26 protein-coding genes are annotated in these 26,285 nt (G+C 68.3%); 11 read left to right on the plus strand and 15 right to left on the minus strand.

Annotated elements, in window-relative coordinates:
* The coding region (locus BM372_RS19210; RefSeq protein WP_256214446.1) for a M20/M25/M40 family metallo-hydrolase at nt 1–907 on the minus strand (907 nt) is incomplete at its 3' end.
* A 669-nt stretch (nt 908–1,576) separates the two neighbouring features.
* Here BM372_RS19210 and BM372_RS19220 point away from each other — a divergent pair.
* The gene (locus BM372_RS19220; RefSeq protein WP_090957052.1) at nt 1,577–1,996 is read left to right on the plus strand and encodes a DUF7793 family protein; all 420 of its coding nucleotides are present in this window, start codon (nt 1,577–1,579) and stop codon (nt 1,994–1,996) included.
* A 154-nt stretch (nt 1,997–2,150) separates the two neighbouring features.
* On the opposite strand, the gene BM372_RS19225 is transcribed toward BM372_RS19220, so the two are convergent.
* Nucleotides 2,151–3,014 carry an SDR family oxidoreductase gene (locus BM372_RS19225; RefSeq protein ID WP_090957053.1) on the minus strand — a complete coding sequence of 288 codons (864 nt, stop codon included), beginning with the start codon at nt 3,012–3,014 and terminating at the stop codon, nt 2,151–2,153.
* Nucleotides 3,015–3,116: 102 nt separating this feature from the next.
* Here BM372_RS19225 and BM372_RS19230 point away from each other — a divergent pair, with 102 nt between their 5' ends.
* Nucleotides 3,117–3,494 carry a winged helix-turn-helix transcriptional regulator gene (locus BM372_RS19230; protein ID WP_090957054.1) on the plus strand — a complete coding sequence of 126 codons (378 nt, stop codon included), beginning with the start codon at nt 3,117–3,119 and terminating at the stop codon, nt 3,492–3,494.
* A gap of 123 nt (nt 3,495–3,617) precedes the next feature.
* Here the strand turns inward: BM372_RS19230 and BM372_RS19235 are convergent, their stop codons facing one another.
* Nucleotides 3,618–3,938: a GYD domain-containing protein gene (locus tag BM372_RS19235; RefSeq protein ID WP_090957055.1), complete on the minus strand. Its 321-nt coding sequence runs from the start codon at nt 3,936–3,938 to the stop codon at nt 3,618–3,620.
* Nucleotides 3,939–4,177: 239 nt separating this feature from the next.
* Here BM372_RS19235 and BM372_RS19240 point away from each other — a divergent pair, with 239 nt between their 5' ends.
* Complete coding sequence (locus tag BM372_RS19240; RefSeq protein ID WP_090957056.1) at nt 4,178–4,507, plus strand: antibiotic biosynthesis monooxygenase family protein; 330 nt, start codon at nt 4,178–4,180, stop codon at nt 4,505–4,507.
* A gap of 38 nt (nt 4,508–4,545) precedes the next feature.
* Here the strand turns inward: BM372_RS19240 and BM372_RS19245 are convergent, their stop codons facing one another.
* Together BM372_RS19245 and BM372_RS19250 are read right to left on the minus strand one after the other, a co-directional pair.
* Nucleotides 4,546–5,148, minus strand: coding sequence for a DUF6919 domain-containing protein (locus BM372_RS19245; protein ID WP_090957057.1), 603 nt, complete (start codon nt 5,146–5,148; stop codon nt 4,546–4,548).
* Complete coding sequence (locus BM372_RS19250; protein WP_177236081.1) at nt 5,149–5,709, minus strand: SRPBCC family protein; 561 nt, start codon at nt 5,707–5,709, stop codon at nt 5,149–5,151. It lies immediately after the preceding gene.
* Between the two features lie 261 nt (nt 5,710–5,970).
* Between BM372_RS19250 and BM372_RS19255 the strand changes: the two genes are divergently transcribed.
* Entirely contained in the window at nt 5,971–6,948 is a 978-nt protein-coding gene (locus BM372_RS19255) for an ABC transporter substrate-binding protein (protein WP_090957058.1), read from the plus strand.
* Nucleotides 6,949–7,131: 183 nt separating this feature from the next.
* Here the strand turns inward: BM372_RS19255 and BM372_RS21155 are convergent, their stop codons facing one another.
* The 8 genes from BM372_RS21155 to BM372_RS19290 are packed head-to-tail and all read right to left on the minus strand — an operon-like array spanning nt 7,132 to nt 14,916.
* Entirely contained in the window at nt 7,132–7,263 is a 132-nt protein-coding gene (locus BM372_RS21155; protein WP_256214447.1) for a hypothetical protein, read from the minus strand.
* Nucleotides 7,264–7,266: 3 nt separating this feature from the next.
* A complete protein-coding gene (locus tag BM372_RS19260) occupies nt 7,267–8,631 on the minus strand; it encodes an NtaA/DmoA family FMN-dependent monooxygenase (protein ID WP_090957059.1) in 1,365 nt (454 codons plus the stop codon).
* A gap of 9 nt (nt 8,632–8,640) precedes the next feature.
* Nucleotides 8,641–9,870 (minus strand): LLM class flavin-dependent oxidoreductase, encoded by a 1,230-nt coding sequence (locus BM372_RS19265; protein ID WP_090957060.1) that lies wholly within the window; start codon nt 9,868–9,870, stop codon nt 8,641–8,643.
* Nucleotides 9,867–10,766 carry a DUF1684 domain-containing protein gene (locus BM372_RS19270; protein ID WP_090957061.1) on the minus strand — a complete coding sequence of 300 codons (900 nt, stop codon included), beginning with the start codon at nt 10,764–10,766 and terminating at the stop codon, nt 9,867–9,869. Before BM372_RS19270 ends, BM372_RS19265 begins: the two co-directional genes overlap by 4 nt.
* Nucleotides 10,750–11,925: an LLM class flavin-dependent oxidoreductase gene (locus BM372_RS19275; protein ID WP_090957062.1), complete on the minus strand. Its 1,176-nt coding sequence runs from the start codon at nt 11,923–11,925 to the stop codon at nt 10,750–10,752. Before BM372_RS19275 ends, BM372_RS19270 begins: the two co-directional genes overlap by 17 nt.
* A complete protein-coding gene (locus BM372_RS19280; protein ID WP_090957063.1) occupies nt 11,922–12,950 on the minus strand; it encodes an ABC transporter substrate-binding protein in 1,029 nt (342 codons plus the stop codon). The genes BM372_RS19275 and BM372_RS19280 overlap by 4 nt, the downstream gene beginning before the upstream one ends.
* A gap of 8 nt (nt 12,951–12,958) precedes the next feature.
* The gene (locus tag BM372_RS19285) at nt 12,959–13,840 is read right to left on the minus strand and encodes an amino acid ABC transporter ATP-binding protein (RefSeq protein WP_256214448.1); all 882 of its coding nucleotides are present in this window, start codon (nt 13,838–13,840) and stop codon (nt 12,959–12,961) included.
* Nucleotides 13,837–14,916 carry an amino acid ABC transporter permease gene (locus tag BM372_RS19290; protein WP_090957064.1) on the minus strand — a complete coding sequence of 360 codons (1,080 nt, stop codon included), beginning with the start codon at nt 14,914–14,916 and terminating at the stop codon, nt 13,837–13,839. The genes BM372_RS19285 and BM372_RS19290 overlap by 4 nt, the downstream gene beginning before the upstream one ends.
* A gap of 244 nt (nt 14,917–15,160) precedes the next feature.
* On the opposite strand from BM372_RS19290, the gene BM372_RS19295 reads away from it, so the two are divergent.
* Both BM372_RS19295 and BM372_RS19300 read left to right on the plus strand, forming a co-directional pair.
* Nucleotides 15,161–17,203, plus strand: coding sequence for an FAD/NAD(P)-binding protein (locus BM372_RS19295; protein WP_090957065.1), 2,043 nt, complete (start codon nt 15,161–15,163; stop codon nt 17,201–17,203).
* Nucleotides 17,200–17,754: a GNAT family N-acetyltransferase gene (locus BM372_RS19300; RefSeq protein ID WP_090957066.1), complete on the plus strand. Its 555-nt coding sequence runs from the start codon at nt 17,200–17,202 to the stop codon at nt 17,752–17,754. The genes BM372_RS19295 and BM372_RS19300 overlap by 4 nt, the downstream gene beginning before the upstream one ends.
* Before the next feature lie 41 nt (nt 17,755–17,795).
* On the opposite strand, the gene BM372_RS19305 is transcribed toward BM372_RS19300, so the two are convergent.
* Nucleotides 17,796–18,806: a bile acid:sodium symporter family protein gene (locus BM372_RS19305; RefSeq protein ID WP_090957067.1), complete on the minus strand. Its 1,011-nt coding sequence runs from the start codon at nt 18,804–18,806 to the stop codon at nt 17,796–17,798.
* 316 nt (nt 18,807–19,122) lie between these two features.
* Between BM372_RS19305 and BM372_RS19310 the strand changes: the two genes are divergently transcribed.
* On the plus strand, nt 19,123–20,646 hold the full coding sequence (locus BM372_RS19310) for a SulP family inorganic anion transporter (RefSeq protein ID WP_090957068.1): 1,524 nt from the start codon (nt 19,123–19,125) through the stop codon (nt 20,644–20,646).
* 134 nt (nt 20,647–20,780) lie between these two features.
* Here BM372_RS19310 and BM372_RS19315 read toward each other — a convergent pair whose 3' ends face one another.
* Nucleotides 20,781–21,887, minus strand: coding sequence for a GTP pyrophosphokinase (locus BM372_RS19315; RefSeq protein WP_090957069.1), 1,107 nt, complete (start codon nt 21,885–21,887; stop codon nt 20,781–20,783).
* Nucleotides 21,888–22,141: 254 nt separating this feature from the next.
* On the opposite strand from BM372_RS19315, the gene BM372_RS19320 reads away from it, so the two are divergent.
* From BM372_RS19320 to BM372_RS19335, 4 genes are all read left to right on the plus strand, one after another.
* Complete coding sequence (locus tag BM372_RS19320) at nt 22,142–22,939, plus strand: alpha/beta hydrolase (RefSeq protein WP_090957070.1); 798 nt, start codon at nt 22,142–22,144, stop codon at nt 22,937–22,939.
* Nucleotides 22,940–23,080: 141 nt separating this feature from the next.
* Nucleotides 23,081–24,433 (plus strand): Na+/H+ antiporter NhaA, encoded by a 1,353-nt coding sequence (gene nhaA / locus BM372_RS19325; RefSeq protein ID WP_090957071.1) that lies wholly within the window; start codon nt 23,081–23,083, stop codon nt 24,431–24,433.
* 135 nt (nt 24,434–24,568) lie between these two features.
* Nucleotides 24,569–24,871 (plus strand): rhodanese-like domain-containing protein, encoded by a 303-nt coding sequence (locus BM372_RS19330; RefSeq protein ID WP_090957072.1) that lies wholly within the window; start codon nt 24,569–24,571, stop codon nt 24,869–24,871.
* A 17-nt stretch (nt 24,872–24,888) separates the two neighbouring features.
* Complete coding sequence (locus tag BM372_RS19335) at nt 24,889–26,250, plus strand: MBL fold metallo-hydrolase (RefSeq protein WP_090957073.1); 1,362 nt, start codon at nt 24,889–24,891, stop codon at nt 26,248–26,250.
* The last annotated feature ends 35 nt before the right edge of the window (nt 26,251–26,285 follow it).

Genomic DNA, 26,285 nt, shown 5'->3' on the forward strand with positions numbered 1-26,285 from the left:
ACCCGCCGTCAAAGGGCGTGGTCTCGGCGGGAAGCGAGTTCTCCTCGAAGAAGCGGAAGAGGATGTCCTCGACCGCCTTCGACCCGTCCGGCCCGGCGTGGCCGAAGTCCGTGCCGTCCCCGTCGTGGACAGACCGCACCCCGTTGGGCGAGGCCGCCATGTCCACATTCAGATTCGCCGCGGTCTGGCCCTTCTCGGCCGCGCTGAGTTCGTCGACGTAATGCTGGGACCCGTAGAGCCCGTCCTCTTCCCCACCCCAGAACGCAAACCGGACCCGGTTGGCCGGCGCGATCCCGGCCTCCTTCATCCACCGGGCGGTCTCCAGGACCGCCGCGACGCCGCTGGCATTGTCATTGATCCCCGGCCCCTCACGTACCGAATCCAGGTGCGCGCCCACCACCACCGTGTGCCCGGCGCTGCCCCCGGTGTCGGCCAGGATGTTGAACGACTCCACCTGCTGCCGGCGCCGGCCCTCCCGTTCAAAGCTGAAGGTCTGCCGGACCGGCGAGTACCCGGCCGCACGCAGCTGCTCCTCGACGTAGCGGGCCGACTCCTCATACCCGGACGTGCCCGAAGCCCGGTTCCCGTCATTGGCATCGGCCACCCGCTGCAGCGCCTCCATGTGGGCCGCCACATCCCGGGACCTGAACGCCTCCAGCACCGACCGCGCATCCACAGGACTCGCAGGATTGAGCTGCTGGGCAGCCGCACGGGAAGGGGCGGTGCTGGGACTGGCGGAGTTAGCGCGGGGAGGCACGGCAGCGCTGGGGCTGGCGGACGGGTCGGAGTTGCTCCTCGCGCTGGTGGGCGGGGAACCAGCCGCGCTCGTCTCTGAGGTGCAGGCCGAGGTCGAGAGCAGCAGGACGGCGACGAACGGGGGAAGGACGAGCTTGCGCAGGGTGATCATGCCGAAGAGCCCCCATCAGTATTCGGTCCCAGTTCGCTTGCTTCAGGCCGAAAGGTCAAGACGCTCGCCACTGATGCTCCAGTAAGTCGCGGCCACCGTCGCCCGGCAAATACTCCTATCAGGTCGAACTATTGTCGGCCCTTCGGCTGTCACTCCAATAGGAGCTGTTCCTGTGAATCAGCTGTGGAAATGTCCTGCGGCTCCGCCAGGCGGCACCCGGCCCGCGGGACACGTCCTCCGCGTGCGCCCAGGGATGGACATATGCCCACTATGTCCATCCCTCAGCCGCGCCGGGGCACATGTTCCCTCCCGGCGGGGGACATGTCCACTCGGGGCGGGGTGCGCAGGACATGCTCCGGGCCGGGCGGCAGTGGAGGGCATGTCCCGTGGAGGATCTGGAGTTCACGTGCGGGACATGTCCTCCGCGTGCGCCCAGGGATGCACATATGCCCACTATGTCCATCCCTGCGACGCGCCGGGGCACATGTTCCCTCCCGGCGCGGCAAGTGTCCTTTCCGAACCGGGGACATGTCCACTCAGGGCAAGGGGTGCGGGACATGTCCACTGGTGCCGGGCAGTATGGCCTCGCTTCCGGGGGCTTTTGGGCTCCGCCACGCGCAACGAACCACAAAGCCCTGGGTTGGCAGGGCCGGCCCTAGAATGGTCACGATGATGCCAGGACAGATAGCAGCTGCTGATGGGAAGAACGTGCTGAGCATCAGCGCGGGCATCATCAAATCCTTCTGGGTTCCCGGCTCCTTTGTTGACGTCGACGACGCCAAGGACGCCATGTGCGCCGTGGAAGAGATCAGCGGGGGAACCCCGATGCCGATGCTCTCCGAGATGACCGACGTGGAGATCAGCGCGGCCGCCAGGTATGAGTTCGCTCAGACAAAAGGGGTCTTGGCGATCGCCGTGCTGGGATCCAGCACTGTGGATCGTGTTATCGCTGCAGCCATGAAGCGGCACACCCGCTATCCGCACGAGTTCTTCACTTCCAGGGACGCCGCCCTGGCCTGGCTGGACCAATTCACTGCCGCCGGCAGCCAGCAAGGTGGGCGCGCCGACGGGCTTTCCGCCCTGGCATGACGACGGCGGCCTGCCCGGGCTTTGTGCGCTCCCTCCGGGTTCGATTGTCCATACGCCGAAGCCGGGCAGCGCAGAGACGGGCTCTCCGCGCAGCCCAGCCGGTGACAGACCCGGGCGGTCCGGCGGTTTCCCGGAAGGCCGGCGCTGCCCCGGACTAAAGAGCCGACACTGCGGCGCGGATGGCGTCGGTCATCGGCGTGGTGGGCCGGCCAAGGAGCCCGCTGAGGTGCGCGGTGGTGACGTGCAGATCGCCGCGGGCAATCCCGAGGTCCGAGTCCGCCAGGATGTCCGCGAAGTCCTGGGGCACACCGAAGCCTGCCAGCATTGCGGCGTACTCGGCCGCGGGCAGGTCCTGGTAGCTGATGGGCCGGTTGGCCGCGGCGCTGATCCCCCCGGCCAGCTCGGTCATGGTGAATGCCTCGTCGCCGCCGAGTTCGTAGACCTTGCCGGCCTGGCCGTCGGCCACGAGCACGGCGGCGGCGGCCTCTGCATAGTCCGCGCGGGTGGCCGCGCTGATCTTGCCGTCGCCTGCGCTGCCGGCCAGGGCACCCTGGGCGAGAGTGGCAGGCAGCTGCTCGGTGTAGTTCTCCAGGTACCAGCCGTTGCGCAGGAGTGCGAACGGGACGCCGGACTCCTCGAGGAGGGCCTCGGTGGCCTGGTGCTCGGCGGCCAGCTTCATGCCGGTGGTGTCCGCGTTCGCGATGCTGGTGTACGCGATCAGGTCCACGCCCTCGGCACTGGCGGCCTCGATCACGGTCCGGTGCTGCTCCACACGCTGGCCGACCGCGCTGGAGGAAATCAGCAGGACCCTGTCCGCGCCCCTAAGCGCCTCGGCGACCGTCGCGGCGTCGTCGTAGTCCATGGCTTTGACCTGGACCCCGCGGCTGGCGAAGTCAGCCAGCTTCTCGGTGGAGCGTCCGACGGCGACAATTTGGTGGGCGGGTACGCCGCGCTGCAGGAGGGCGGCGATGACGTGGCGGCCCAGCTGGCCGGTGGCTCCGGTGATGACGATGCTCATGGGAAGTCCTTTCAGGTTTTCTTGCTCTTCCGCAAGGGACAACAAGGCCACCTGTGCAGAACTTCCCTGTGGAGAGTACGCACTTTGAAGTAAGGTACTGATATGAAGGTTAGTGCCGGACTGCCCCGCGGCTCCGCCGCCGTGACCGGCGCCGTTTTTCCTGCCGGCTGCCCCAGCAGGGTGGTGCTGGACCACGTCACCAGCAAGTGGGGAGTCCTGATCCTGGTTGCCCTGGACGACGGCGAGCAGCGCTGGAGCGATCTTCGGCGCCGGGCCGATGGCATCAGTGAAAAGATGCTGGCCCAGACGCTCAAGGTCCTGGAACGTGACGGGCTGGTTCACCGCGAGGCGCAACCCAGTATTCCGCCACGCGTGGACTACAGCCTGACGCCGCGCGGACGGGAACTGACGGCACACCTGCTCCCGCTCTTCGGCTGGGTTGTGGAGAATGCCGACGAGATCATGGACGGCCAGCGCTGAGGTCCTGGTTCACCCGGCTCCGGTAACCCGGAGCCGGTCAACCGGCTCCCTCAAGAGGCGGGCAGGTGAAGCTGGCCGCGAGGATGTGCCCTGTGGGTGCTGTGCCCTGTGGGGGGCTGTGCCCTACTGCCCCGGGGGCCGGTAGGACGGCGTTTTCTTGGCTGCCTCGTCGATGTCCTCCGGCGTCAGGAGCGGCTTCAAGTGCAGGTTCACGGTCCCGGTGGAATTGATCATGAGCGACAGGGCGGCGGCATTGGCCTGGTCGGGGATGTCGAAGACGCCCAGGACGTCGGTGTCCCCGAAGGCGTAGTAGAAGCTATCGAGCGATCCGCCCACCGACTTAAGGGCCTCAACAACCGCATCGCGGCGTTTGGTGCCGCCCTCGCGCATGAGGCCCTTGATTCCGTCGCCAACATAGTTCGCTTCGAACAGATACTTGGTCATGGCTTTTCCTATCCTGTGACGCCCGGGGCGCAGGTCCGCCGGGCGTGGCCGATACGTACTGATGGAAAGGTCCGGGGCCGGCACCCAGCATGGGGCTCCGCCCACATGCTAGGCCTTCCGCTCCACCGTTACAACGGTTTCTTGACGGGCCCCCGCGTCTCGGCCCGGCCCGGGCAATCCGGCCCTACCCCGACCAGACGGACAAGAAGATAATCGGCCGTATCAACCCCGTACAGAGCATGGAGGTGGCCGACGTGTCGGTTTATACGCTTGGAATCTGGCTGGTGCATCCCGGGCGCGAGAATGATTTCGTGCAGGCCTGGCGCGACTTGGCCAGGAAAACCAAGGAAGACTTCCCCAACGGCAAAGCCGTGTTGATGCACGACCGGGACGTCAAGAACCGGTTCATCAGCACCGGACCATGGGAATCCCTGGAACAGGTCGAGCAGTGGCGGGCATCGGACGTGTTCACCCAAAGCGTCGAGGCCATGAAGGACCTGCTGGAGCATTTCGAGGCGCGGACGCTGGACGAGGCCGCCAGTATCGGCTGGGACGCCAGCGACATGTAAACCTGCGGCGGCCCTGCCCGCGGGACCATCCCGTCCGGCTATTCGGACTCCAGCGCCTCCAGCACGGCCGGCAACAGGACCGTGTTCCTGGCCCAGACCGGGTCGAAGATTTCCACGTACCAGGCGTCCGCCAGGACGAGGGCCAGGGTCTCGTTGGACTCGGCCGCCCAGTCCTTCAGCTGGTCTTCATTCACCGGTCCTTCGCTGCTGCCCAGCACGGTGACGACGGCGTCATCCTGCACGGTTACCGGGATGGAAGCACTACTCGCCTCGCCGGGGGCATGGGCGACGGTCACAAGGCCGGAACGGGTGGACAGCTCCAGGAGCGCCGACGCCGTCTCCGGGCTGCAAAAGGCCGTCACGTAAGCCCGTTGCGCGAGACCGTCGACCTGCACGCCCGGCTGGGATTCCTTGGTGAAGAGCCCGTTGCGGTTGAGCCGGGCCAGCTGCCCGGCGATGGCGGTCGTCTCGTCGTCGAACCCGGGCGCGAAGGTGCCCGGCTGGTACTGGCTTCTGCCCTCCAGCCAGCGGGCTGTGAGCTCGCCCGCCGCCGCAATGGTGGTGGCCTGCCGCCAGACTTCACGGTCGGCGAGGAGCCGGCCGAAGCCGTCACGCTCTGTGGTAAATCTGGCCTCCGACATTCAGGCCTCCTTTACTGCCGGCTGGACAACGGGGGCCCGGACCGCTGTGGAGCGGGCTGCTACGGGCTCGGGCGCCGACTGCCCCTGCGCGGTGTGGTGCTGCAGCAGCATGGCGAACCGTTCGCAGCTGGCCCGGAGCGCCTCCAGTTCCCGGGGACCGTAGTCCCCGATGATCGCGGTGATCCGTTCGGCGAGGTAGTCGTCGTCGAGCTCGAAATAGTGGTTCAGCGTGACCTCGCTGAGCCCGTCCGCCGAGCGGATCTCCCAGGCTCCGCCGAGCAGCCGGAGCGGGGGTTCGAGGTCCAGCTGCTGGAATTCGGCACGGAGCCCGGGCGCATCGAAGACACGCCAGCAGTGGCTGGAGCTCAGCGAACCGTTGGAAACCACCGAGGTCCGCAGCTCATGGCCCGAATCGTCGCCAGTGACACGCTCGGCATAGACGGTCAGGCCGTCGAGGTAGGGCCAGTGCGAGGAATCCCGCAGCATGCTGAAGATCAGCTCCGCCGGGGCGTCGATGCTGATCCGGTGCGTTGTCCGGCGCGTAGTCTCTTGCGTGGTCACTGACAAGTCCACCCCTCCTGTGTCGTGCTGCCTTTCTATGCAGGCTAGGCCAGTGGCGGGCTGGCGTGAACAATTTCGTCCCGCCGCGTCATGCGGTGCAACCTGCGGTAACACTTGGCCTCCGCAGGTCACGTGCGCACTGTCCGCATTAAGCGCGGTTACCCCTTGTCTCCCTGAGTTTCACGGCACTTTGACCGCCCTTCGCGTGGCCCGGATAGTTGCTGGCACAGCATCACATCCGAGCATCTTCGAGGGGTAAACATGTCCAGTCTTTCATTCAAATCCGGCGTCACCGTGGCGTTGGCCGCCACCACACTCCTGGGTCTGGCGGCGTGCTCCGACCCCGGTGCCGCCGCCGCCAGCGGCACCACGGCGGCGCCGTCGTCGGGGGTCAAGCAGTTCAACCTCTCGCCCCAGCAGGACCGGATTCCGGCCGCAGAAGACGCAGCGGCGGCCGCACTGGTCCCGGACGCCGTCAAAAAGGACGGAAAGCTGACCGTGGCGGTGAGCCCGTTCGCCGCCCCGTTGGCCGTGTACGCCACCGACAACAAGACGCCGGTCGGCAACGAGGTGGACCTCGCCGTCGCCCTCGCCCAGACCCTGGGCCTCGAGGCGGACATTGTCCCGACCGCGTGGGCTGACTGGCCGCTCGGCGTCGACTCCGGCAAGTACGAGGCCGTGCTCTCCAACGTCACGGTCACGGAGGAGCGCAAGCTTAAGTTCGACTTCGCCAGCTACCGCGAGGACAAGCTGGGCTTCTACGCCAAGGCCGACAGCAACATCACGAAGGTCGAATCTGCACTGGACGTCGCGGGCAAGCGCGTGATCGTCGGCTCCGGCACGAACCAGGAAGCGATCCTGCTGCGCTGGGACGAAGAGAACAAAAAGAACGGGCTCGCGCCTGTGGAGTTCCAGTATTTCGACGACGACTCCGCCTCCCAGCTGGCCATCCAGTCCGGCCGCGCGGACCTCACCTTCGGCCCGAACGCCACGGCGGCCTACAAGGCGGCCACCGATACCAAGACCAAGCTGGTGGGTCTGGTGGACGGCGGCTGGCCGCTGAAGGCCAGCATCGCGGTCACCACCAAGAAGGGCAACGGCCTTGCCGCCGCAGCCCAGGCGGGAGTGAACCACCTGATCCAGGACGGCAGCTACGCCAAGATCCTGGACCGCTGGGGCCTGGGCGCCGAGGCCGTCACCAGGTCCGAGCTCAACCCGGCGGGCCTGCCGAAGAAGTAGCCCGCCGAAGGCAGAAGCCGCACAAACGGAAACACAGGACAGGGAAATCCCCGCCGGATAAGGTTCCGGCGGGGATTTCCCTGTCTAACCGCCAACGCTGAAACACAACGCGGGGTCAGATCGCGCCCATCCAGGAGGAGTTATTGGGCGCGGAGTGACCCCGCGTTGCTGTGGCGGTTGTGGTTAGTGGAGCTGCTCCCAGACCGTGAGCTGCAGCCGGACGGTGTCGGCCGTGCCGTGACCTGTGCCGTGACCTGTGCCGTGCTCGCTGTCCTGCTTTGTGCCTTGCCCCGTGGCGGGCCCGGCGTCGGCCATCGCCTAGGCCTGCGCCGTCACGGTGGGGGCGTCGGCGCCGGCAGCAGAGCGCACCGGGGTAGCCAGGCCGAGGTTCTCCCGCAACGTGCTGCCCGCGTACTGCGTCGGGTACACGCCGCGTTCCTGCAGTTCCGGGACGAGGTGGTTGATGATGTCATCCAGCCCGGTGGGGATGAGCCACGGCGAGATGTTGAAGCCGTCGACGGCGCCCGTCCGGGCGTACTCAGCGAGGCGGTCCGCCACCTCGGTGTAGGAACCGGTGAACGTGGAGTCGCCCCGGCTGGTCTTGGCCGACACGAACTGGCGGATGGACAGGCCCTTCTCCGCCGCCTCGGCCCGCCACTGGTCCGCGAGCTGGCGGGCCTTGGCGCCGTGGAAGCCACTGCCGCGGGTTTCCGAGGTCTCCTCCACTACGGGGTCGATGTCCGGCAGGGGGCCGTCGGGATCGTAGCCCTGCAGCTCCCGGCCCCAGAACTGCTCGAGGTAGGCGATGGCCTGTTCCGGACCGATCTGCAGGCTGCGGACCCAGGCCTTCTTCTCGAGGGCCTCTTCCGGCGTGGCGGCAAGGATGAATTCGCTGGCGGGCATGATCTTCACGTCGTTGGCGCCCCGGCCGGCCCGGAGCGTGCGTTCCACGATGTCGCGGCGGAAGTCCAGGGCATCGGCAAGCTGCGGGTGGGCGGAGAAGATGACGTCCGCCTGCCGGGCGGCGAAGTCCCGGCCCTCGGGCGAATCGCCGGCCTGGAACAGCACCGGCCGGTACTGGGCAGTGCGCGGCAGCCGCGGCGTAACGTCCACGGTGTAGTGCTTGCCGCTGTGGTGCACCCGCCGGACCGTCCCGTCCCCGTTCCAGGCGTCCCAGATCCGCTTGGCCGTCTCCACAAAGGCCTCGGCATGGGTGTAGCGGTCGGCGTGGTCGAGGTAGCCGCCGCGGCGGAAGTTCGCGCCCGTCCACGCGTTGTCCGTGGTGACAATGTTCCAGGCGGCGCGGCCGCCGGAGAGCAGATCCAGCGAGGAGAGGCGGTGCGCCAGGTCCGCGGGGTCGTTGTAGGTGGTGTTCTGCGTCGCGACCAGGCCGATGCTGGTGGTCACGGCGGCGAGGGCGGCGAGGGCTGTCTGTGCGTCCGGCCGGCCGGCGACGTCGAGCGCGTGCGGGCGGCCGAGATGCTCGCGCAGCCGCAGGCCTTCGCCGAGGAAGAACGCGGCGAACAGGCCGCGCTCGGCGGTCTGGGCGATTCGCCGGAACGATTCAAAGTCCGTCTGGGATCCGGAAGCGGGCGCCTTCCAGACGGTTCCGGAGTTGACACCCTGGAAGAAGACGCCGAGCTGGAGCTGCCCGGACGGAGTGAATTCAGTGGTCTGGCTCATAAGGACTCCTTAGTTCTCCGCGCCGGCGGCTGTGGTTGAGGCTGGCTTGGGGGAAGGGACGGCGGCGCTGGCTGCGGCCGCGTATCGGCTGGCAGGCCGGGCCAGCCCCAGCTGGTCCCGGAGGGTGGCATCCGGGGCGTTTGGGGCCAGGAGTCCCCGGCGCCGCAGCTCGGGCAGGACCAGGCGCGAGAGTTCCTCCAGATCCGTGTCCAGTACGGCGGGGTGCAGGCGGACGCCGTCGGCCACGGCCAGCACTTCGGTGAGCAGTTCGGTCAGCTCAGCCGCCGTCCCGGCGAACCGTGCCCGCGGGCTCTGCCAGGCCGCGTGGCCGTCCAGAACGGCCAGCCGCTCCGTTGCGGCCTGGCCGCGGGCGTCAAGCACGATGTCGAGCTCGGCGATCAGCGCCGGTCCACTTGCGCCGGACGCGGTCCCTGCGGTCCCTGCGGACAGGGCGGCGCGCGTCTCCGCAAGCTCGGCGGCCAGCAGCCCGGGCGTCGGGGCAGAGACGAGGAGCGCATCCGCGGCTCCCGCCGCCACGGCTTCCGGCGCAAGGAGCCCGGCCGGGGCCAGCACAGGGAGCTGTCCCTGCAGCGGGCGCGGGATGATTGAGGGACCCTTGACGAAATAGTTGTCAGTCTCGACGTCGACGTAGTGCAGCTTGTCGACGTCGAGGTAGCGCCCGGTGGGGACGTCGCGGATCACGGCGTCGTCTTCCCAGGAATCCCAGAGCCTGCGGCCGACCTCGATCGAATCGGCGGCCTCGCCGGCGAGCCGTGCCCCGCGGACCGTCTCCCGTCCGACGGCGGCGGCATCGGCCGCGCTGGTCGAGGCGGCCACGAGCCAGCCGGCCCGTCCGCCGGAGACGTAGTCCAGGCTGGCCAGCTGGGTGGAGATGTGGAACGGCTCGGTGTAGACCGTGTCCACTTCCGGGATGAGGGCGAGCGACCGGGTCACCGGACCGGCGAACGCGGCTCGCTGCAAGGCGTTGAGCCGGGCCGCGGCCCAAGCGCCCGGCCGCTCGGCCGGGGCCGTGTCCGGCAGCCCCGGGTCGGAAAACGTCGCCGCGTGGAACCCGGCCGACTCGGCGGCGAGCACAGCGCCGCGGACATGGCCCGGATCCAGCGCGGCGTCGGGTGCCGCCGGTGAAACGCGCCGCGCAGCCGGGTGGCTGCCGGCCCCGTCGAGGTCAATGATCAGCAGGCCGCGGCCGGATCCGGGCAGGGTGTGGGGTGTGCTCATGAGGCGTCCTGACGTTCGTAGGGGATCTGTTCGCCGGCTTCGATGGCCACCGGCAGGCGGTTCTCGGCGGGCGGCAGCGGGCACGTCGCGAGGTCGGTGTAGGCACAGGGCAGGTTCACGGCCCGGTTGAAATCGAGAGTGACCCTTCCGCCGGGGCCGGGTGCGGCAACGGTGAGCGAGCGGTTGGCTGCGTACGTGGTCCGGCCCGATGTCGCGTCCGTGAAAAGCACGGAGAGTGTGCCCGGTACGTGGCCGTTGAAGGCGGTGAGGGCAAGGTCCTGGCCATGCAGCCGGAAGCGGAGCTCGCCCGGGGCCTCGTAGACGTGCTGGATGCCTTCGACGGCCGCGCCCACCGTCATGGGCCGGGGCTCGGCGAATGGTACAAATATGCCCGGCACGGAATATTCACCGCAGGGTGCATAGACGGGCGTACCGCGGTACGCCGTAAGTAGCGGGTTAAGCGGATGCCGCGGCCGCACAACATGGCGGCCCCCGCGCTTGGCGACCTCGATCACCGTATGCCCGGCACCGGCGTCCTCCACCCGAAGGGTGAGGCCATCTCGTTCGGCAATTGGGCCGAGGACCACGGTGGCGCCGGTTTCGTCCGGGTTCAGTTCCTGCCCGTCCCGGAGCACCCGTTCGCCCGGCCCCAAAACCAGGCGGACGACGTTGTTCTCCGCGCTCCAAGTGCCGGGCGCTCCGTCGAGGCGTGCCGGCACGGTGTCCAGCCAATGCAGGTGGGTGACGGCCAGGAAGCCATGGGGGTCAGCGCGGTGGCGTTCGTGGGCGGCATGCCAATCGGCCCATGCGGCTTCGAAGGCGCGGTCCTCGAATGCCCGTTCGGCAATGTTCCCGTCGGGGGCAACGGATGTGGATGTTTCAGCGGGCGAGGACATGGGAACTCCTGTGGATAGTGTGGTTGGCGGCGACGCGGGCCGCGGCGTCGGGCTCGGTTGCAGGTGTTTTGCCGGCAAAGCCAGCCGCCGGGCGGCCAGCGTACGGATCGCCGGGGGCCCAGAGGGTGGTGGACGCGGCGGCGCGGACCGCCGGAATGACCTCGAGCGCGAACCGCTCCAGGATCTCCAGCTGCTGGATGAACGGCAGCGTGGTGGGCAGCGAGATGGACTGCAGGTCGTGGCCGTAGAGCTCGTGGTAGCTGAGGATCTTGTCGATCACCTGCTCGGGGCTGCCCACGAGGGCGGGCCCTTCGGTGACTGCGTGGTCGATGTCCCGGTACGGGGAGTTGTTGCCGGGCACATTGCGGCCCGTGGTGAGGGCCTCGTAGACCGGGCCGAACTGCCGCTTGGCCTCCTGCGTGGTGTCCGCAATGAACACCCCGCCCGCGCCGGAGCCGGAGCCCAGGTACTGGTGCCGCGGGTCGTGGCCGTGGCGGGCGTATTCCTCGCGGTAGTGGTCGATCAGCACCTTGTAGTTTGCGCGCGGCTGGATCGCGTTGGCGGTGAACAGCGGATCACCCCACTGTGCGGCCAGCGCCGCCGAAGTCAGGCTCGTGGCGGAGCCGTGCCAGACCCGGGGCGCTCCGGCGAAGGGCCGCGGCGTGGTGGTGGTCGGTTCGGTCAGCGCGGGCCGGAACGTGCCGGACCACGTGACGTTCTCCTCGGTCCAGAGCCGGCGGAGCAGGCCGTACTTCTCGGCCAGGAGCTCCCACTGGTCCGCCAGATCCAGGCCGAACAGCGGGTACTGCAGCACCTCGTTGCCCTTGCCGATCACCAGTTCCAGCCGGCCGCGGCTGAGCTGGTCGATCGTGGCGTAGTCCTCCGCAACGCGCACCGGATCCAGCACGGCGAGCACGGTCACGCCGCTTTGCAGCCGGATCGTGGACGTGACCGCGGCGATCGCTGCGAGCACGGTGGTGGGGGAGGAGGAGATGAACTCGCCCGCGTGGCGCTCGCCGACCGAGAAGCTGTCATAGCCGAGTTCCTCGGCCCGGCGCGCGGTCTCCACCACCTGGTTCAGCCGGTCCGCAGTGGAGACAATTTCCCCGGTGACAGGGTTCTTCAGGTGCGGGATGATGTCGAGGACCTGAAACCTCATGTGCCCGACCCGAAATTGGCCTCGGTGACCGTCTTGGACTCGGGGAGGGCTTCCTCGGAGAGTCCCCAGCGCTCCAGGACCCTGGCGTACGAGCCGTCCTTGATGGCGGAGTTCAGGGCGTCCGTGATCACCGGGGCCAGGCCGTTGCCCTTGAGCGTCGTGGCCGCAACAAGGGTTTCGGAGGGCCAGCCGGCATTGACCTTGCCCACCACTTTGAGGTCGTCGCGGGTGTTTTCGCGGTACGTGACGGAGGGGTAGGGTGCGAGGTTCAAGTCCGTGCGGCCGGAGGACAGGGCCAGGACGGTGTCGGCGTCGGACGAGTAGTACTGCAGCGTCGCCGGCGCCTTGCCCTTGGCCTCCAGTTCCTTGTTCCACGCGATGAGGATCTTCTCCTGGTTGGTGCCCGAGCCCACGGAAATCTTCAGGCCGGAGATGTCATCGGAGCCCTTGATGTTGTAAGTGGAGCTCTTCTTGGCCTCGAAGCCCATGTACGCGGCGCGGTAGCTGGAGAAGTCGAAGAGCTTCACGCGGGCGGCGTTGATGCCCACGTTGGAGAAGACGGCCTCGAAGTCCCCGGACTGGGTCTTCAGCGGCCAGTTCTCCCAGGAGGTGACCTGGGTGTCCAGATCCAGTCCCAGCTTGTCCGCGACCAGCTGGGCGAGGTCCACCTCGACGCCGATCGGAGTCTTGTCGTCCGTGGCGTGGAAGGACAATGGGATGGCCCCGGCCGTGGTGGCGACGGTGAGCTTGCCGTCCTTGGCGATCAGCGCGGGGACTTTCGCGGCCAGCGCCGCGTCCTTGCTGGCACGGAGGCGCTGTTGGTCCGGCGAGGTGTTGTAGACGACGCCGTTGCGCGCCGCCGTCGTGGCCGGCTGCGCGCCGGCCGCCGCCGCACCGGGGTCGGAGCAGGCGCTCAGCGCCAGAGTGCTGGAAAGAGTCCCGATGAGGACGACGGCGGGGAGCGCCGCGGTTTTGCGGCCTGGAATGCCGTTGCGGACGGTGCGGAGGGCGGAGCGGATGGGCATGGAAATCCTTAGATGTTGAAAGCCGGTTCGATCACTTTGGAGAAGAAGCTCTGGGTGCGTTTTTCGCGCGGGTTGGTGAAAATGTCCTGTGGGTGGCCTTGCTCGACGATCCGGCCCTGGTCCATGAAGACCACGGTGTCCGCGACGTCGCGGGCGAAGCCCATCTCGTGCGTGACGATGATCAGGGTGGTGCCGGACGTGGCGAGCTCGCGGATGACGTCCAGGACCTCGTTGACCAGTTCCGGGTCCAGGGCCGAGGTGGGCTCGTCGAAGAGCAGGATCTTGGGGTCCAGCGCCAGTGCCCGGGCGATGGCGACGCGCTGCTGCTGTCCGCCGGAAAGCTGGCGGGGGTAGGCGCCGGCACGGTCCTTCAGGCCCACCCGGTCCAGTAGTTCGAGGCCGCGTTCGCGGGCCTCAGCCTTGGACCGGCGGGCCTTACCTGAACGCGGTGCCACGACCGGTGCCTCCGTGACGTTCTCCAGCGCCGTCAGGTGCGGGAACAGGTTGAAGTTCTGGAACACCATGCCGATCTCGGTGCGCTGCTTCAGGATGTCCTTTTCGCGCAGTTCGTGGAGTTTGTTTCCGCGCACTTCGTAGCCCACCAGCGTGCCGTCGATCGCGATGAACCCGCCGTCGACCTTTTCCAGGTGGTTGATGGTGCGCAGGAGCGTGGACTTTCCGGAGCCGGAAGGGCCGACGATCACGGCGACGCCGCCCGGCTCGACGGTCAGGGTGATGTCCTTGAGGACTTCCGTGGCGCCAAAGGCCTTGCGGACCTTGGTGATCTCAACGAGGCCGCGGGTAGGGATCGGCTTCAGGGTGTTGGCGGCGGAGGCAGCGGTGGCCGGCTCTGCGGTACCGGCGGCGGTGGCGTCGGTTGCGGTGCTCATCGGATGCCCCTTTCCCGGGCAGTGTCCCGGCTAGCGGGCGCATGGGTGGCGAAGAACTTACGGGCTTTCTGGAGCGGAGTCAGCGGCAGCGTGCGGACCGCACCCTTGGAATAGTGCCGCTCGATGTAGTACTGGAAGATGCTCAGGACCGAGGTGATCACCACGTACCAGAGGGTGGCCACGAGCAGCAGGGGCAGGACCTGCTGGGTGCGGTTGTAGATGACCTGGACGGTGTAGAACAGCTCCGAGTAGGCCAGGACATAGACGATCGAGGTGCCCTTGACCAGGCCGATCACCTCGTTGAAGGCTGTGGGCAGGATGGCCCGCATGGCCTGCGGCAGGACGATCCGGGTGGAGCGCCGCCAGGCCGGGATGCCGAGCGCGGCCGCAGCCTCCAGCTGGCCCTGGTCCACGGAGAGGATGCCGCCGCGGATGATTTCCGCGGAATAGGCCGCCTGGTTCAGCGTCAGGCCCAGCACCGCCGCGGCGAACTGGCTGATCAGAGTGGTGGTCTGCGCCTCGAAGAAGCGGATGTCCGTGAAGGGGATTCCCAGGCTGATCTTCTCGTACAGGTAACCCAGGTTGTACCAGAGCAGCATCTGCACGAGCAGCGGCGTGGAGCGGAAGATCCAGGAGAAAGTCCAGGAGACGGACACGAGCAGCGGGGACGCGGAGAGCCGCATCAGGGCCAGAACGAAGCCCAGGATGAAACCAAGCGCCCCGGAGATCGCGGTCAGCTTGAGCGTCTCCAGCAGGCCGTTGACGATCGACTGCGCGGTGAACCACTGCGCCACGACGCCCCATTCCCAGCGGGGATTCGTGGCCAGGGACCAGGCGATCCCGGCGACGCCGAGCGCGACCACCGCCGTACCCACCCAGCGCCACGGGTGGCGGGCGGGGATGATGCGGTAGTCGGCATAGTCAGTGGCGGGTCCCCTGCCTCCGGTGCCGCCCGGGACGGCGCCGGGAGGGGTGGGGCTGTTGGGAGTGGAACCGGTGCCGGTTTCCTGGGCTGCGACGGCGGACGCCACCGCCCCGGGTACGGACTGGGCCACCGTGGTTGCTGCTGAACTCATGCGCCACCTCGCTTCTTCCAGTTGCTTCGATAGGGGTTGGATTCCAGCCAATCTAGGGGCCGCTGAAAACGCCCGGCAAGGCGGGAAGTTGCACGCGTTCACGTGGCTTCGCACGGCGTCACAAGTCGAATTCTTTCCCCGTTTGACGTGCGGTTACGCGCAGTGAACGGCCATGACCGGCGCCTCGACCGGCCCCGTTTCGGATGCCTAGCATGAGGGCTCCGAACCAGACCCAGGAGACCTCATGCCAGTGCATTCCCCCACCCTGGTCCTCATCGGCGGCGGGCCGCGCACGGCCGGGTTGCTGGAACGCCTTGCCGCCAACCGGGAGGCGCTCAACACCTCCGCGGTGCACGTGCACGTGGTGGAGCCCCACGCACCGGGGTCCGGCCGGATCTGGCGCTACCAGCAGCATTCTGGGCTGATGCTCAATTCCGCCGCGGCGGACGTCACGATGTTCACCGACGCCTCGGTCCAGTGCGAGGGGCCGGCCGCCGAGGGCCCAAGCCTGTCCGAGTGGGCCGCCGGGGTCATGGACGGCTCCATCGCGGACGTCCCCGACCTCCCGGACGAACTTCAGTCCCAACTGAGAGCCCTCACTGGTGCCACGTTCCCCACCCGGCAGCTGCAGAGCGTCTACCTCGAATGGTTCTTTCGCCGGTCCGTCGCCGCCCTCGGACCTGACATCACCGTCACAGTGCACCAGGACACGGCGTACGCCGTCGAACCGGAACAGGCACCGGAACAGGCACCGGGACGGGCCCAGGAACAGGGCGAAACGGGACTGGGCCCAGCCGAACAAGTCGAAGCGGGAGCGGGTTACCGCGTGCGGCTGGCCGGCGGGGAGGTGCTGCGCGCCGACGTCGTGGTCGCCGCCTTGGGGCACACAGATTCGCTGCCCGACGAGGACTCTGCCGCATGGGCCGGTTTCGCCGCCCGGCACGGCGCGTTCCACGCCGCGCCCAGCTACACCACCGACGTCGACTATTCACCGCTCGCGGCCGGCCAGGACGTGATTGTCTCCGGCATGGGCCTGGCGTTCGTGGACCTGCTGGTGCTGCTGATGGAAGGCCGGGGCGGCCGGTTCGAGGAATTGCCCGACGGCGGCCTGCGCTACGTGCCCTCCGGCGAAGAGCCCCGGCTGTGGGCCGGATCCCGCCGCGGCGTGCCCTACCACTCCAAGATCACCTCGACCCTGCGCGGCGAGGCGGCGGGGGAACCGGAGTTCTTCACGGCTGAGGCTGTCGCCGCCCGGCTGGCCGCGTCCGGCGAGCTGGACTTCCGGGCGCAACTTTGGCCCCTGATCGCAAAGGACGCCGGCTACGCGTACTACCGCGAGCTGTTCACCGGCTACCCGGAGCGGGTCCGGACCGGGTGGCAGGAATTTGCCGAACGATTCTCCGCCGTGGACTGGTACAGCCGGGCCCGCCAGCGGCTCGTCGCCGAATCCGTCCCGGACGCGGCGCTCCATCTGGACCTGGAACGGCTGGACCATCCCTTCCAGGGCCGGGTTTTCGCCGGCCACGCGGACGTCCAGGCAGCAGTTGCCGACTACATCGGCCAGGACCTTGCCCTCCGGACCGGGCCCGATCATTCGGAGACGCTGGCCCTGTTCATTTCCCTGCTCAAGTCCTACATGGAACTGGGCCGCTTGGTGCCCTCCGAGCGGCTGAACGCCAGATCCCAGCGTGACGTCCAGGGCTGGTGGCATGGCTTCTTCAGCTTCGTCGACTCCGGGCCGCCGCCGCGCAGACTGCGGGAGATGCTGGCGATCCACGGGGCGGGGCTGCTGCAGTTCATTGGACCGGGGCTCGAGATCACCGCCGCGGAGTACTCGGGCCGGTTCGTGGCCAGCTCGGCCCGGTCCGGCATTACGGTGTCAGCGGCGGCCCTGATCGAGGCCCGGCTCCCGGCGCCGTCAGTGGCCCGCTCCGCGAACCCGCTGCTGCGCCAGCTCTACACCTCCGGGCTCGGCACCGAGCAACAGCTCCTGACCGCGGACGGCACCCATGCGACGGGACGGCTGCTGGTCTCCGCCGCCAACGAGCTCATCAGTCCGGTGGGGGAGCGGCGTCCCCGGCTGTTCGGCGTCGGGCCCGGCACCTCCGGCTGGGGTGCGGGCGCCTTCGCCCGCCCCCGGACCAACGCTGCGCCGTTCCGCGAAAACGACGCCCTGGCCCGGCGGATCCTGTCTCTGCTGGCGGGGAACAGCGACCACCACCACAACCACCACAGCGACGCGCAGGCCATCCCGCAGGCTGCCGCCGCCGGAAAGGACCCGGCATGATTCCGCCAACACTCCCCGCAGCCCCGCTGGCCGTCTCCGGGCTGACGGTCCTGAACCTGCCCATGAGCGATCCCCGGGTCCGTCCGCTGCTGGACGAACTCGCCCACGAATACGACTCCCGGTACGGCACCCTCTTCGGCCAGGGAGCCGCCGCGGAAGAACTGAACCGGTACCCGGCGGAAGAGTTCGCCGGCCCGGGCGGGGCCCTGCTCATTGTCCGCGAGAACGGCCAATCCGTGGCCGGCGGCGCCTTCCGCCGGTACGGGCCGGACACCGCCGAGTTCAAGCGCATCTGGACGCATTCAGCACACCGCCGCCGGGGCCTTGCCCGGTTCGTCCTCGCCGAACTCGAGGCGCTGGCAGCCCGCCGCGGCTACCGCAAGGTCTACCTGACCACGGGCCCCCGGCAGCCGGAGGCGAAACACCTGTACCTGAATGCCGGCTATGCGGCGCAGTTCGATCTCGCCGCAGATCCCGAAACAATCGGACCTTTGGCCTTCACGAAGGACCTTGTTCCGGAATCACTCCTTCCGGAATCCGGCCGGGGATGAGCGGTTTGGCGGGTCGGCGCCGTCGGGGGTTCCGGTAGGCCTTAACCCTCCCGCAGAGGCCGGCGGGCCAGCCACGCGGCCACAATGGCGCCGGAGATGTTGTGCCAGAGGGAGAAGACGGCGGAGGGCAGCGCGGCCAGCGCGCTGAAGTGCGCCGTTGCGAGGGTGGCGGCCAGGCCGGAATTCTGCATCCCGACCTCAAACGCGAGGGCCCTGCGTGCCTTGTCATCCAGGCGTCCCAGCTTGCCGGCCAGGTAGCCCAGGCCCAGGCCGAAGCCGTTGTGCAGCACCACCGCGAGGAACACGATTCCGCCGGCGGCAACGATCTTGCTTGCGCTGCCGGCCACCACGATCGCAACAATCAGCGAAATGACGGCGGCGGAAGCCCACGGCAGTGCCGGCAGGACCTTGGCCACGAGCTTGCGGAGGAAGAGCCGGGCCAGCAGGCCGGCAACGACCGGCAGGAGGACAGTCTTGACGATGTCCTGGACCATGCCGCCGGCGTCGATGCTCAGGTACGAGCCGGCCAGGAACAGTACCAGCAGCGGCGTCACGATCGGGGCAATCAGGGTGGACACGGAGGCGACGGCCACGGACAGGGCGACGTCGCCCTTGGCAAGGAACGCCATGACGTTGGAGGCGGTGCCTGACGGCGCGCAGCCCACCAGGATCAGGCCCACGGCCAGCTCCGGCTCCAGGTGCAGCGCGCCGGCGATCAGCCAGCCGGCCCCCGGCATGATGACGTAGTGGGCCACGATGCCCAGGGCCACCGCCCAGGGCCGCTTGGCCACCGAGGCGAAATCGGGCGGCGTCAGGGTCAGCCCCATGCAGAACATGATGATGCCCAGCAGGAAGGGCACACTCGGCGCAAGCGGTTTGAATGCGCCGGGAAGCAGGAAGCCGGCGACCCCGGCCACGACTACGAGGATCGGGAAGATGGTGACCGCGACGCGGGCGATCTTCGCCTCGGCGGCGAGGGCTGGATTGGCCGGCGCATCGGCGCCAGTGCCTGCGTCCGGGACGGTATTCGGGTTTTTGGTTGCCTCAAGCATCCAAGAATGGTGTCACCGGCATCCGCGAACCGGCCACTTCGTGACCGCGTGTCCCGCAAATATGTCAGATTTATCCGCGCCCGGGCATGGCCCCCTTGGTAGGATTTGATGGGCGGCGGGCCCATCGCGGCGTACTCCCCGCCATTCGGCCCCCACCGTTTCGGCCTAACCCTTCCGGCCGGGACCCTCCGGCGCATGAGCTTCCGGCGCAGTGCAGCGCCCCAGAATTTTTGAACGCTAGAGGCGCAGTTGTGCCCTCTTCAACATCTCTCTTGACCATCCTTGATCATCATTTTGACCACGAACGGAGCCAGCGATGGCCGTCAAAACCGCCGGCGATGCCCCGGCCGTCACGCCCGTGCAGCTGCAATCGGTGCGGGGCGCCCTGACGTCCCCGCGCCGGCTCAAGAACGAGGTCTTCGGCGGGCTGGTGGTTGGTCTGGCCCTGATCCCGGAGGCGATCGCCTTCTCAGTCATTGCCGGCGTGGACCCGCGGATCGGACTCTTCGCCGCCTTCACCATGGCCGTTACCATCTCCTTCGTTGGGGGCCGGCCGGCGATGATCTCGGCAGCCACCGGCGCCGTAGCCCTGGTGATCGCCCCGCTGATGAAGTCCCACGGGCTGGACTATCTGGTGGCAGCTGTGATCCTGGCGGGCATTTTCCAGATCATCCTGGGCCTGTCCGGGGTGGCGAAGCTGATGCGATTCATTCCCCGTTCCGTGATGGTGGGCTTCGTCAACGCCCTGGCCATCCTGGTCTTCCTGGCCCAGCTGCCCGAGCTGATCGGCGTCCCCTGGCTGGTTTATCCACTCACCGCGGCGGCCCTGCTGATCGTGTTCGGCCTGCCGCGGCTGACCAGCGCCGTCCCCGCCCCGCTGGTCGCGATCGTGGTCCTGACGCTAGTAACGGTTCTGGGCACCGTCGACATCCCCACCGTGGGGGACAAGGGCGCCCTGCCGGACTCGCTGCCGTTCCTCTTCCTGCCGAATGTGCCGGTCAGCCTGGAGACGCTGCAGATCATCTTCCCCTTCTCCCTGGCCATGGCCTTCGTGGGGCTGCTCGAATCGCTCATGACCGCGAAACTTGTCGATGACATCACGGACACCCGAACATCCAAGACCCGCGAGGCCTGGGGGCAGGGCGTGGCGAATATCGTCACCGGCTTCTTCGGCGGGATGGGCGGCTGTGCCATGATCGGCCAGACCATGATCAATGTCAAAGCCTCCGGGGCGCGCACCCGGATCTCCACCTTCCTGGCCGGCGTCTTCCTGCTCATCCTCGTGGTGGCGCTCGGTGGCGTCGTTTCGCTAATTCCCATGGCAGCGCTCGTGGCCATCATGATCTTCGTCTGTGTCGCGACGTTCGACTGGCACAGCATCCGGCCCGCCACGCTCAGGGCGCTGCCCAAGAGCGAGACGCTTGTCATGGTCGCCACGGTGGCCGTCACCGTGGCCACGCACAACCTGGCGATCGGCGTCGGCGTCGGCGTGTTGACCGCCATGGTCCTGTTCGCCCGGCGAGTGGCGCACTTTGTGACCGTGGACCGCGCCATCACGGAGGACGGCGACGGCCGGCGCGCCACCTACCGGGTGGACGGTGAACTGTTTTTCGCGTCCTCGAACGATCTTTACACGCAGTTCGAATACGCCCTTGACCCGGAGCGGGTGGTCATCGACATGCGCGACTCGCACCTCTGGGACGCCTCGACGATCGCCGCGCTGGATGCCATCACGGAGAAGTACCGACAGCACGGCAAGAGTGTGGAGATCGTGGGCCTCAACGACGCCAGCGTGCAGATGCGGGCACGCTTGGCCGGGAAGCTCGGCGCAGGCCAGTAAGCCCGCGCGCCTGACGAAAATTCCCCACTTTTGAGGCAGCACCCCGCGCGTCAGGCAGGACGGCCGGCGATTCCCGGCGTCGTTGTTCCAAAAGTGGGGAGAATCCGCGGAGGCGGGCCACCAGGTGCCTTCGCCTACCCCCGGGTGAGCCGGTACCGCTCGATCTGCTTGAGCCGGCGCATCAGGCTGTCGCGCCGGGGGTGGGGGACGGCGTCGGCCGGCTCCGCGGTGAGTTCGATGTGTTCGGTGCCGTACTGCCACAGCAGCAGGTCATCGAGCAGGCGGTCCGGGCCGGGCGAGTAGCGGTGGTCCAGTGCCTCACGGACCTCGGTGATCCGGTTGGCACTGAGCAGCCCGGCCAGCTGCATGGTCTGGTTCAGGCCGTGGGCGGCCATCAGTTCGGCGGCCCAGCCCCAGTCGTCGTCGACTTTCCGGTCCACGTGCGGCAGCAGGGTCCGCCAGACGTCGCGGATCCGGTTAGGCGTCAGCGGGGCGGCGCCCTCGCCGTCCAGGTCCCAGTAACTGCGGACCTCCTCGTAGCGGTCGTGCAGGTCCGAAAACGCGCTTTCCACGGTCTCCAGCATGGCCGCCGTGGCGGTGAACTGGCGGTCGAAGTGCGGCGTCCAGGCCCGGGGGTCTTCGGCCTTGAAGCGGATGTCGTGCTCAATCTCGCTCCAGGCGTGGGCGAACACCGTGCGGATCTGGCACTCGAAGAAATAGCTTCCGTTCGGCGGAATGTCGGGGTTGAAGACCTGCTGGTACTCCTTGACAGCCTCGTTCTGGATGGTCCGCAGGATCAGGTGCCGGCTGGAGTAGCCGTAGGTGCCGGACTCGATCGAGCCGATGTCCTTTTCGCGGTCCCCGCGGCAGTCAAAGAGCTGGCGCTGGCGCTTGATCAGGTTGGCCGCCGCCGCGTTTTCCGCCGGCAGCTTGGTGATCACGCGGATGCCCACCATGTCGTTCAGGGTCCGGAACGGGTCCGGAAACTTCAGTATGCGCGGGCCGCCCGGGTCCAGCGGTTCTTCCGTGCGGGAGATCTTCTCGCGGAAGGACTCAACGGTCTTGGTGCGGCCGGTGACGAACAACGGCCTGACCTCGGTGTCCTTGAGCATGGTTCGCAGAGTGAGCAGGACCTCCCGGGTGACCAGCTTCAGCGCAGGCCGGACCCGCTCGTACAGTTCCACGTTCTCCTGCACGGAACCGCGCAGGCCCGCGTCCAAACGGTCCCAGTTGCTCGCCATTCCCCCAGCTTACGGCTCACCCCCGACACCACTCCGCAAGCACCCCCCGCAGCAGACGTTCCGGTCGCCGCCGGGCCGATGCTGAACGGCCGCGCAAGTCCTGCTCTGCACGGTTTCTGCACAGTGCAGCGCAGAGCCCACTGTAGGCTCGACACATGGCTGAAAGGCGGCAGCGGGCTACGGCCCCTACCGCAGCGGCGGTGACACTGGGGGCAGTCACCGTCGCCTGTTCACCGGGCCCCAAGGAGGACGCTGTGAAGAGGCACAAGTACCACTATGGCGAGGACCCCAGCCAGTGGGGCGAGCTTTTCCTCCCGGAGGTGGCCGCGCCCAGGGGCGTGGTGGTGGTCATCCACGGCGGGTACTGGCGTTCGCAGTACGGCGCAGAGCTGGGGGAACCTCTGGCCAAGGACCTCGCCGCGCACGGCATGGCCGCCTGGAACCTGGAATACCGCCGGGCCGGCAACGGCGGAGGCTGGCCTAACACGTTTGCCGACATCCTGGCGGGGATCGACAAGCTCCGGGAGATCGCGGCCGAACACGGGCTCGGGCTGGACAGGGTGGTGGCCTTGGGCCACTCGGCCGGCGGCCATCTCGCGGTCTGGGCGGCGGGCCGCAGCAGGCTCGCCGGACTCGGCGCCCCGGAGGTGGACCGACAGCTGACGCGCAGGGGCGATGACGACGGTGCGGTGCACCTTACCGGCGTCGTGAGCCAGTCAGGGGTGCTCAACCTGGCGGCCGCCGAGCGGCTCAACCTCAGCAACGGCGCCGTGAGCAACTTCTTGGGCGGCTCGTCGGAGAGATACCCCAAAAGGCATAAATATGCGGACCCGATGAGTGCCGTGCCGCTGGAGGCGTCCGTCTATGCCGTTCACACTGCAGACGACGTCGACGTGCCGTTCAGCGAGTCCGAGACGTACGCCGGAGCGGCCAAAGCAGCCGGGGCGCCCGTCCAATTGCTCAAAGTCCCCGGCGACCACTATGCGCTCATTGATCCCAAGGCCCCCGCCTACCGGAAATGCCGTGAGCTCGTGCAGCAGATGCTGGGCTGAGATCCGGCCTCCCTGCGCCGGCGCCCCCCAAGGCCTGGGCCGCGCCGCGTCCCCCTGGCCGCCGAAAGCCAATAGACTGGATCCTGGGTGCGCCGGGAAGTCTGGTCGGCATAGTTCCGTCGACCCCGTTTTGAGGACCCCATGAGCGCCCTGCCTCCTTCTCCCACACCCCCTCGCCTCACCGTTTTTGGCCGCGGCAGTTACGCCGAGGCACTCCGGATCGGTGAAATCCTCCGCAAGGAAACGGTGGGCGGCGCGCTGCTGGTCGCCGCGGCGGTGGCGGCCCTGATCTGGGCCAACTCCCCGGCGTCGGCAAGCTACTTCGCGTTGCGCGATTTCACCATCGGCTACGCGCCCTGGCACCTGGACCTGAGCCTGGGAGCCTGGGCCGCCGACGGCCTGCTGGCCATCTTCTTCTTCCTCGTCGGGCTCGAACTCAAGCGCGAATTTGTCGCGGGCGACCTGCGCCGGCCGAGCAAATCCGTGGTGCCCGTGGCCGCCGCCGTGGGCGGCGTGGCCGTTCCCGCACTCATCTACGCCGCCGTCAACTTCGCGGACGCAGGCACCCTGCGGGGCTGGGCCATCCCCACCGCCACGGACATCGCATTCGCCGTCGCGGTGCTGGCGATCATCGGTTCCCACCTGCCCAGCGCGCTGCGCATCTTCCTGCTGACCCTCGCCGTCGTGGATGACCTGCTGGCGATCACCATCATCGCGGTGTTCTACACCAGCGAGTTCCATCCCGCGCCGCTCCTGCTGGCGCTGCTCCCGCTGGGCCTCTACACAGTCTTGGTGCAGAAATTCCGCCGGTTCTTCGGCACCCACGCGCTGGCCCCCTGGCTGATCCTGCTGCCTCTCGGCGCCGCGACGTGGGCGCTGGTCCACGCCTCAGGCATCCACGCCACAGTGGCCGGAGTCCTGCTGGGTTTTGCTGTGCCTGTCCGCCGCTCCCGGGCCAGCGGCGGACCCGAAGCCGGACCGGGCCTCGCGGAGATCTTCGAACACCGGTTCCGCCCGATCTCGGCCGGGATCGCCGTCCCGGTCTTTGCCTTCTTTTCCGCCGGCGTGGCGGTCGGCGGCTGGCAGGGCCTCGGCGCCGCCCTGACGGACCCCGTGGCGGTGGGCATCGTCCTGGCCCTGGTGCTCGGAAAGCCGGCCGGAATCCTTGGCACCACCTGGCTCATCACCAAGACCACCCGGGCCCGGCTGGACGGCTCCTTCGCCTGGATCGACGTCTGCGGGCTGTCGATCCTGGCCGGCATCGGTTTCACGGTGTCGCTGCTGGTGGCCGAACTGAGTTTCGGCCAGGGCACGGTCCATGACGACCACGCAAAAGTCGGAATCCTCGCCGCCTCGCTGCTGGCCGCGCTCCTCGCCACCGCGGTGCTCCGGACCCGCAACGCGCGCTACCGCCGGACAGAGGAGGAGGAAAGGATCGACTCCGACCACGACGGCATCCCGGACGTCTATCAGCAGGGCTCCGCTGCAGGCTAGGCGCGCCAGGCTCAGGGGGAGGGACGGGGTTGTGGCTGGGGCCCCGGCCGGAGCAGGCTAATACGCCAGCGGGTATTATTGTGAAGCTGGAATACGCGCGCGGGGCTGCCCGGCGCCCTCGAATAAGGAACAGGCATGCAGAGTATTTCCGTCAAGGACCTGGCCGCCCTGGGCGACGCCACCGAAATCGTCGATGTCCGCGAGGACGACGAATACGCCGCGGTCCGGGTTCCGGGCGCCAGGAGCATCCCGCTGTCACGGTTTGTGCAGTCCCTCGACGAGGTTCCGGCCAGCGGCACCGTCTACGTCATGTGCGCCGCGGGGGGCCGCAGCGCCCAGGCCACCGCCTACCTGGAGGACCAGGGCTACGACGCGGTCAACGTCACGGGCGGAATCATGCAGTGGCAGGATGAGGGACACCCGGTCAACCGGGGCTGATCTTCCGGGGAGGGACCATGGAAGTGATCGTCATCGAGACCCCACAGCTCGGGGACCGCAGCTACCTGGTCCACGACGGCTCGGCGGCGCTGGCGATCGACCCGCAACGGGACACGGACCGCATTGAGGCCGCCGCCCGCGAGGCCGGGGTCACCATCACGCACGTGGCAGAGACCCATTTGCACAACGACTACATCACCGGCGGCCTGGTCCTGGCCCGCGCCCACGGCGCCAGCTACCTCGTCAACGCCGCCGACGCCGTCGGGTTCGAACGGACGCCCGTCGCCGACGGGCAGACCCTCCGGGTGGGCTCGCTGAGCGTCAAAGCCGTGGCCACTCCGGGCCACACGCACAACCATCTGTCGTTCATCGTTGACGACGGCGGGAAGCGGGCGGTCTTCTCCGGCGGCAGCCTGCTGTACGGCTCGGTCGGCCGCACCGATCTTGTTGCCGACGCGGACACCGTCGGCCTGACCCGCGAGCAATACGCCTCGGTCCGGCGCCTGGCCGCCGAGGCCGGGAACGACGCCGCGTTGTACCCGACCCACGGCTTCGGCTCGTTTTGCTCCTCCGGACCCGCCACAGGCGCCCGGTCCTCCACCATCGGAGAGCAGCTGGCCGCCAACCATGCCCTGACGGACCCGGACGAGGACCACTTCGTCCGCCAGCTCATCGCCAACCTCACCGACCACCCCTCCTATTACGCCCACATGAGCCCGGCCAACGTTCGGGGGCCGGGTCCCGCGGATCTGGCCGTGCCCGAGGAACTCGGCGCCGCCGAACTCACGCGTCGGCTGCACGACGGCGAATGGGTAGTGGACCTGCGGCGGCGCGTGGCCTTCGCCAGCAGCCACCTCAGGGGCAGCGTCAGCTTCGAGTACGGGACAGGCTCCAGCTTCACCACCTATCTGGGCTGGGTACTGCCGTGGGGTGAACCGCTGACCCTCGTGGGGTCGCAGGAGGACGTCGAGAACGCCATCCGCGACCTCTCCCGGATCGGCATCGACTCCCCGGATGTCGCGCTCGGTTCCGAGCCGCACGCGCTGGCGCCGCAGGCTGCCCTCGCCTCGTATCCCCGCGTGGGCTGGGACGGTGTGCTGGCCGGCCGGGCCGCGGGGGACGCCGTCCTGGACGTGCGCCGGGCCGACGAATTCGCCGCGGCCCGGATAGTGGGCGCCGTCAACGTGCCGCTCCATGAACTGTTGCTGCGCCTCGAAGAGGTTCCGGCCGGGCGGCTCTGGGTGCACTGCAGTTCCGGCTACCGTGCCGGGGTTGCCGCCAGCCTCCTCCAACGGGCAGGCCGGGACGTTGTCCACGTCGACGCCAGGTTTGCCGACGCAGAGGCGGCCGGAATCGAGCTGGACACCACAGCCGCCTAAGCCCCGGAGGCCCGCAACGCAGGGCACCGGACCGG

This window comes from Arthrobacter sp. ov118 (assembly GCF_900116495.1).
Classification (GTDB): domain Bacteria; phylum Actinomycetota; class Actinomycetes; order Actinomycetales; family Micrococcaceae; genus Arthrobacter.

Coding starts and splice junctions, on each gene's coding strand:
- BM372_RS19230 (WP_090957054.1), top strand. CDS start 3,117: ATGAAGGTTAGTGCCGGACTGCCCCGCGGCTCCGCCGCCGTGACCGGC.
- BM372_RS19240 (WP_090957056.1), top strand. CDS start 4,178: ATGGAGGTGGCCGACGTGTCGGTTTATACGCTTGGAATCTGGCTGGTG.
- BM372_RS19295 (WP_090957065.1), top strand. CDS start 15,161: ATGCCAGTGCATTCCCCCACCCTGGTCCTCATCGGCGGCGGGCCGCGC.
- BM372_RS21155 (WP_256214447.1), bottom strand. CDS start 7,263: ATGGCCGACGCCGGGCCCGCCACGGGGCAAGGCACAAAGCAGGACAGC.
- BM372_RS19335 (WP_090957073.1), top strand. CDS start 24,889: ATGGAAGTGATCGTCATCGAGACCCCACAGCTCGGGGACCGCAGCTAC.
- BM372_RS19220 (WP_090957052.1), top strand. CDS start 1,577: ATGATGCCAGGACAGATAGCAGCTGCTGATGGGAAGAACGTGCTGAGC.
- BM372_RS19315 (WP_090957069.1), bottom strand. CDS start 21,887: ATGGCGAGCAACTGGGACCGTTTGGACGCGGGCCTGCGCGGTTCCGTG.
- BM372_RS19245 (WP_090957057.1), bottom strand. CDS start 5,148: ATGTCGGAGGCCAGATTTACCACAGAGCGTGACGGCTTCGGCCGGCTC.
- BM372_RS19235 (WP_090957055.1), bottom strand. CDS start 3,938: ATGACCAAGTATCTGTTCGAAGCGAACTATGTTGGCGACGGAATCAAG.
- nhaA (WP_090957071.1), top strand. CDS start 23,081: ATGAGCGCCCTGCCTCCTTCTCCCACACCCCCTCGCCTCACCGTTTTT.
- BM372_RS19290 (WP_090957064.1), bottom strand. CDS start 14,916: ATGAGTTCAGCAGCAACCACGGTGGCCCAGTCCGTACCCGGGGCGGTG.
- BM372_RS19265 (WP_090957060.1), bottom strand. CDS start 9,870: ATGAGCACACCCCACACCCTGCCCGGATCCGGCCGCGGCCTGCTGATC.
- BM372_RS19260 (WP_090957059.1), bottom strand. CDS start 8,631: ATGAGCCAGACCACTGAATTCACTCCGTCCGGGCAGCTCCAGCTCGGC.
- BM372_RS19275 (WP_090957062.1), bottom strand. CDS start 11,925: ATGAGGTTTCAGGTCCTCGACATCATCCCGCACCTGAAGAACCCTGTC.
- BM372_RS19300 (WP_090957066.1), top strand. CDS start 17,200: ATGATTCCGCCAACACTCCCCGCAGCCCCGCTGGCCGTCTCCGGGCTG.
- BM372_RS19225 (WP_090957053.1), bottom strand. CDS start 3,014: ATGAGCATCGTCATCACCGGAGCCACCGGCCAGCTGGGCCGCCACGTC.
- BM372_RS19310 (WP_090957068.1), top strand. CDS start 19,123: ATGGCCGTCAAAACCGCCGGCGATGCCCCGGCCGTCACGCCCGTGCAG.
- BM372_RS19330 (WP_090957072.1), top strand. CDS start 24,569: ATGCAGAGTATTTCCGTCAAGGACCTGGCCGCCCTGGGCGACGCCACC.
- BM372_RS19255 (WP_090957058.1), top strand. CDS start 5,971: ATGTCCAGTCTTTCATTCAAATCCGGCGTCACCGTGGCGTTGGCCGCC.
- BM372_RS19285 (WP_256214448.1), bottom strand. CDS start 13,840: ATGAGCACCGCAACCGACGCCACCGCCGCCGGTACCGCAGAGCCGGCC.
- BM372_RS19270 (WP_090957061.1), bottom strand. CDS start 10,766: ATGTCCTCGCCCGCTGAAACATCCACATCCGTTGCCCCCGACGGGAAC.
- BM372_RS19280 (WP_090957063.1), bottom strand. CDS start 12,950: ATGCCCATCCGCTCCGCCCTCCGCACCGTCCGCAACGGCATTCCAGGC.
- BM372_RS19305 (WP_090957067.1), bottom strand. CDS start 18,806: ATGCTTGAGGCAACCAAAAACCCGAATACCGTCCCGGACGCAGGCACT.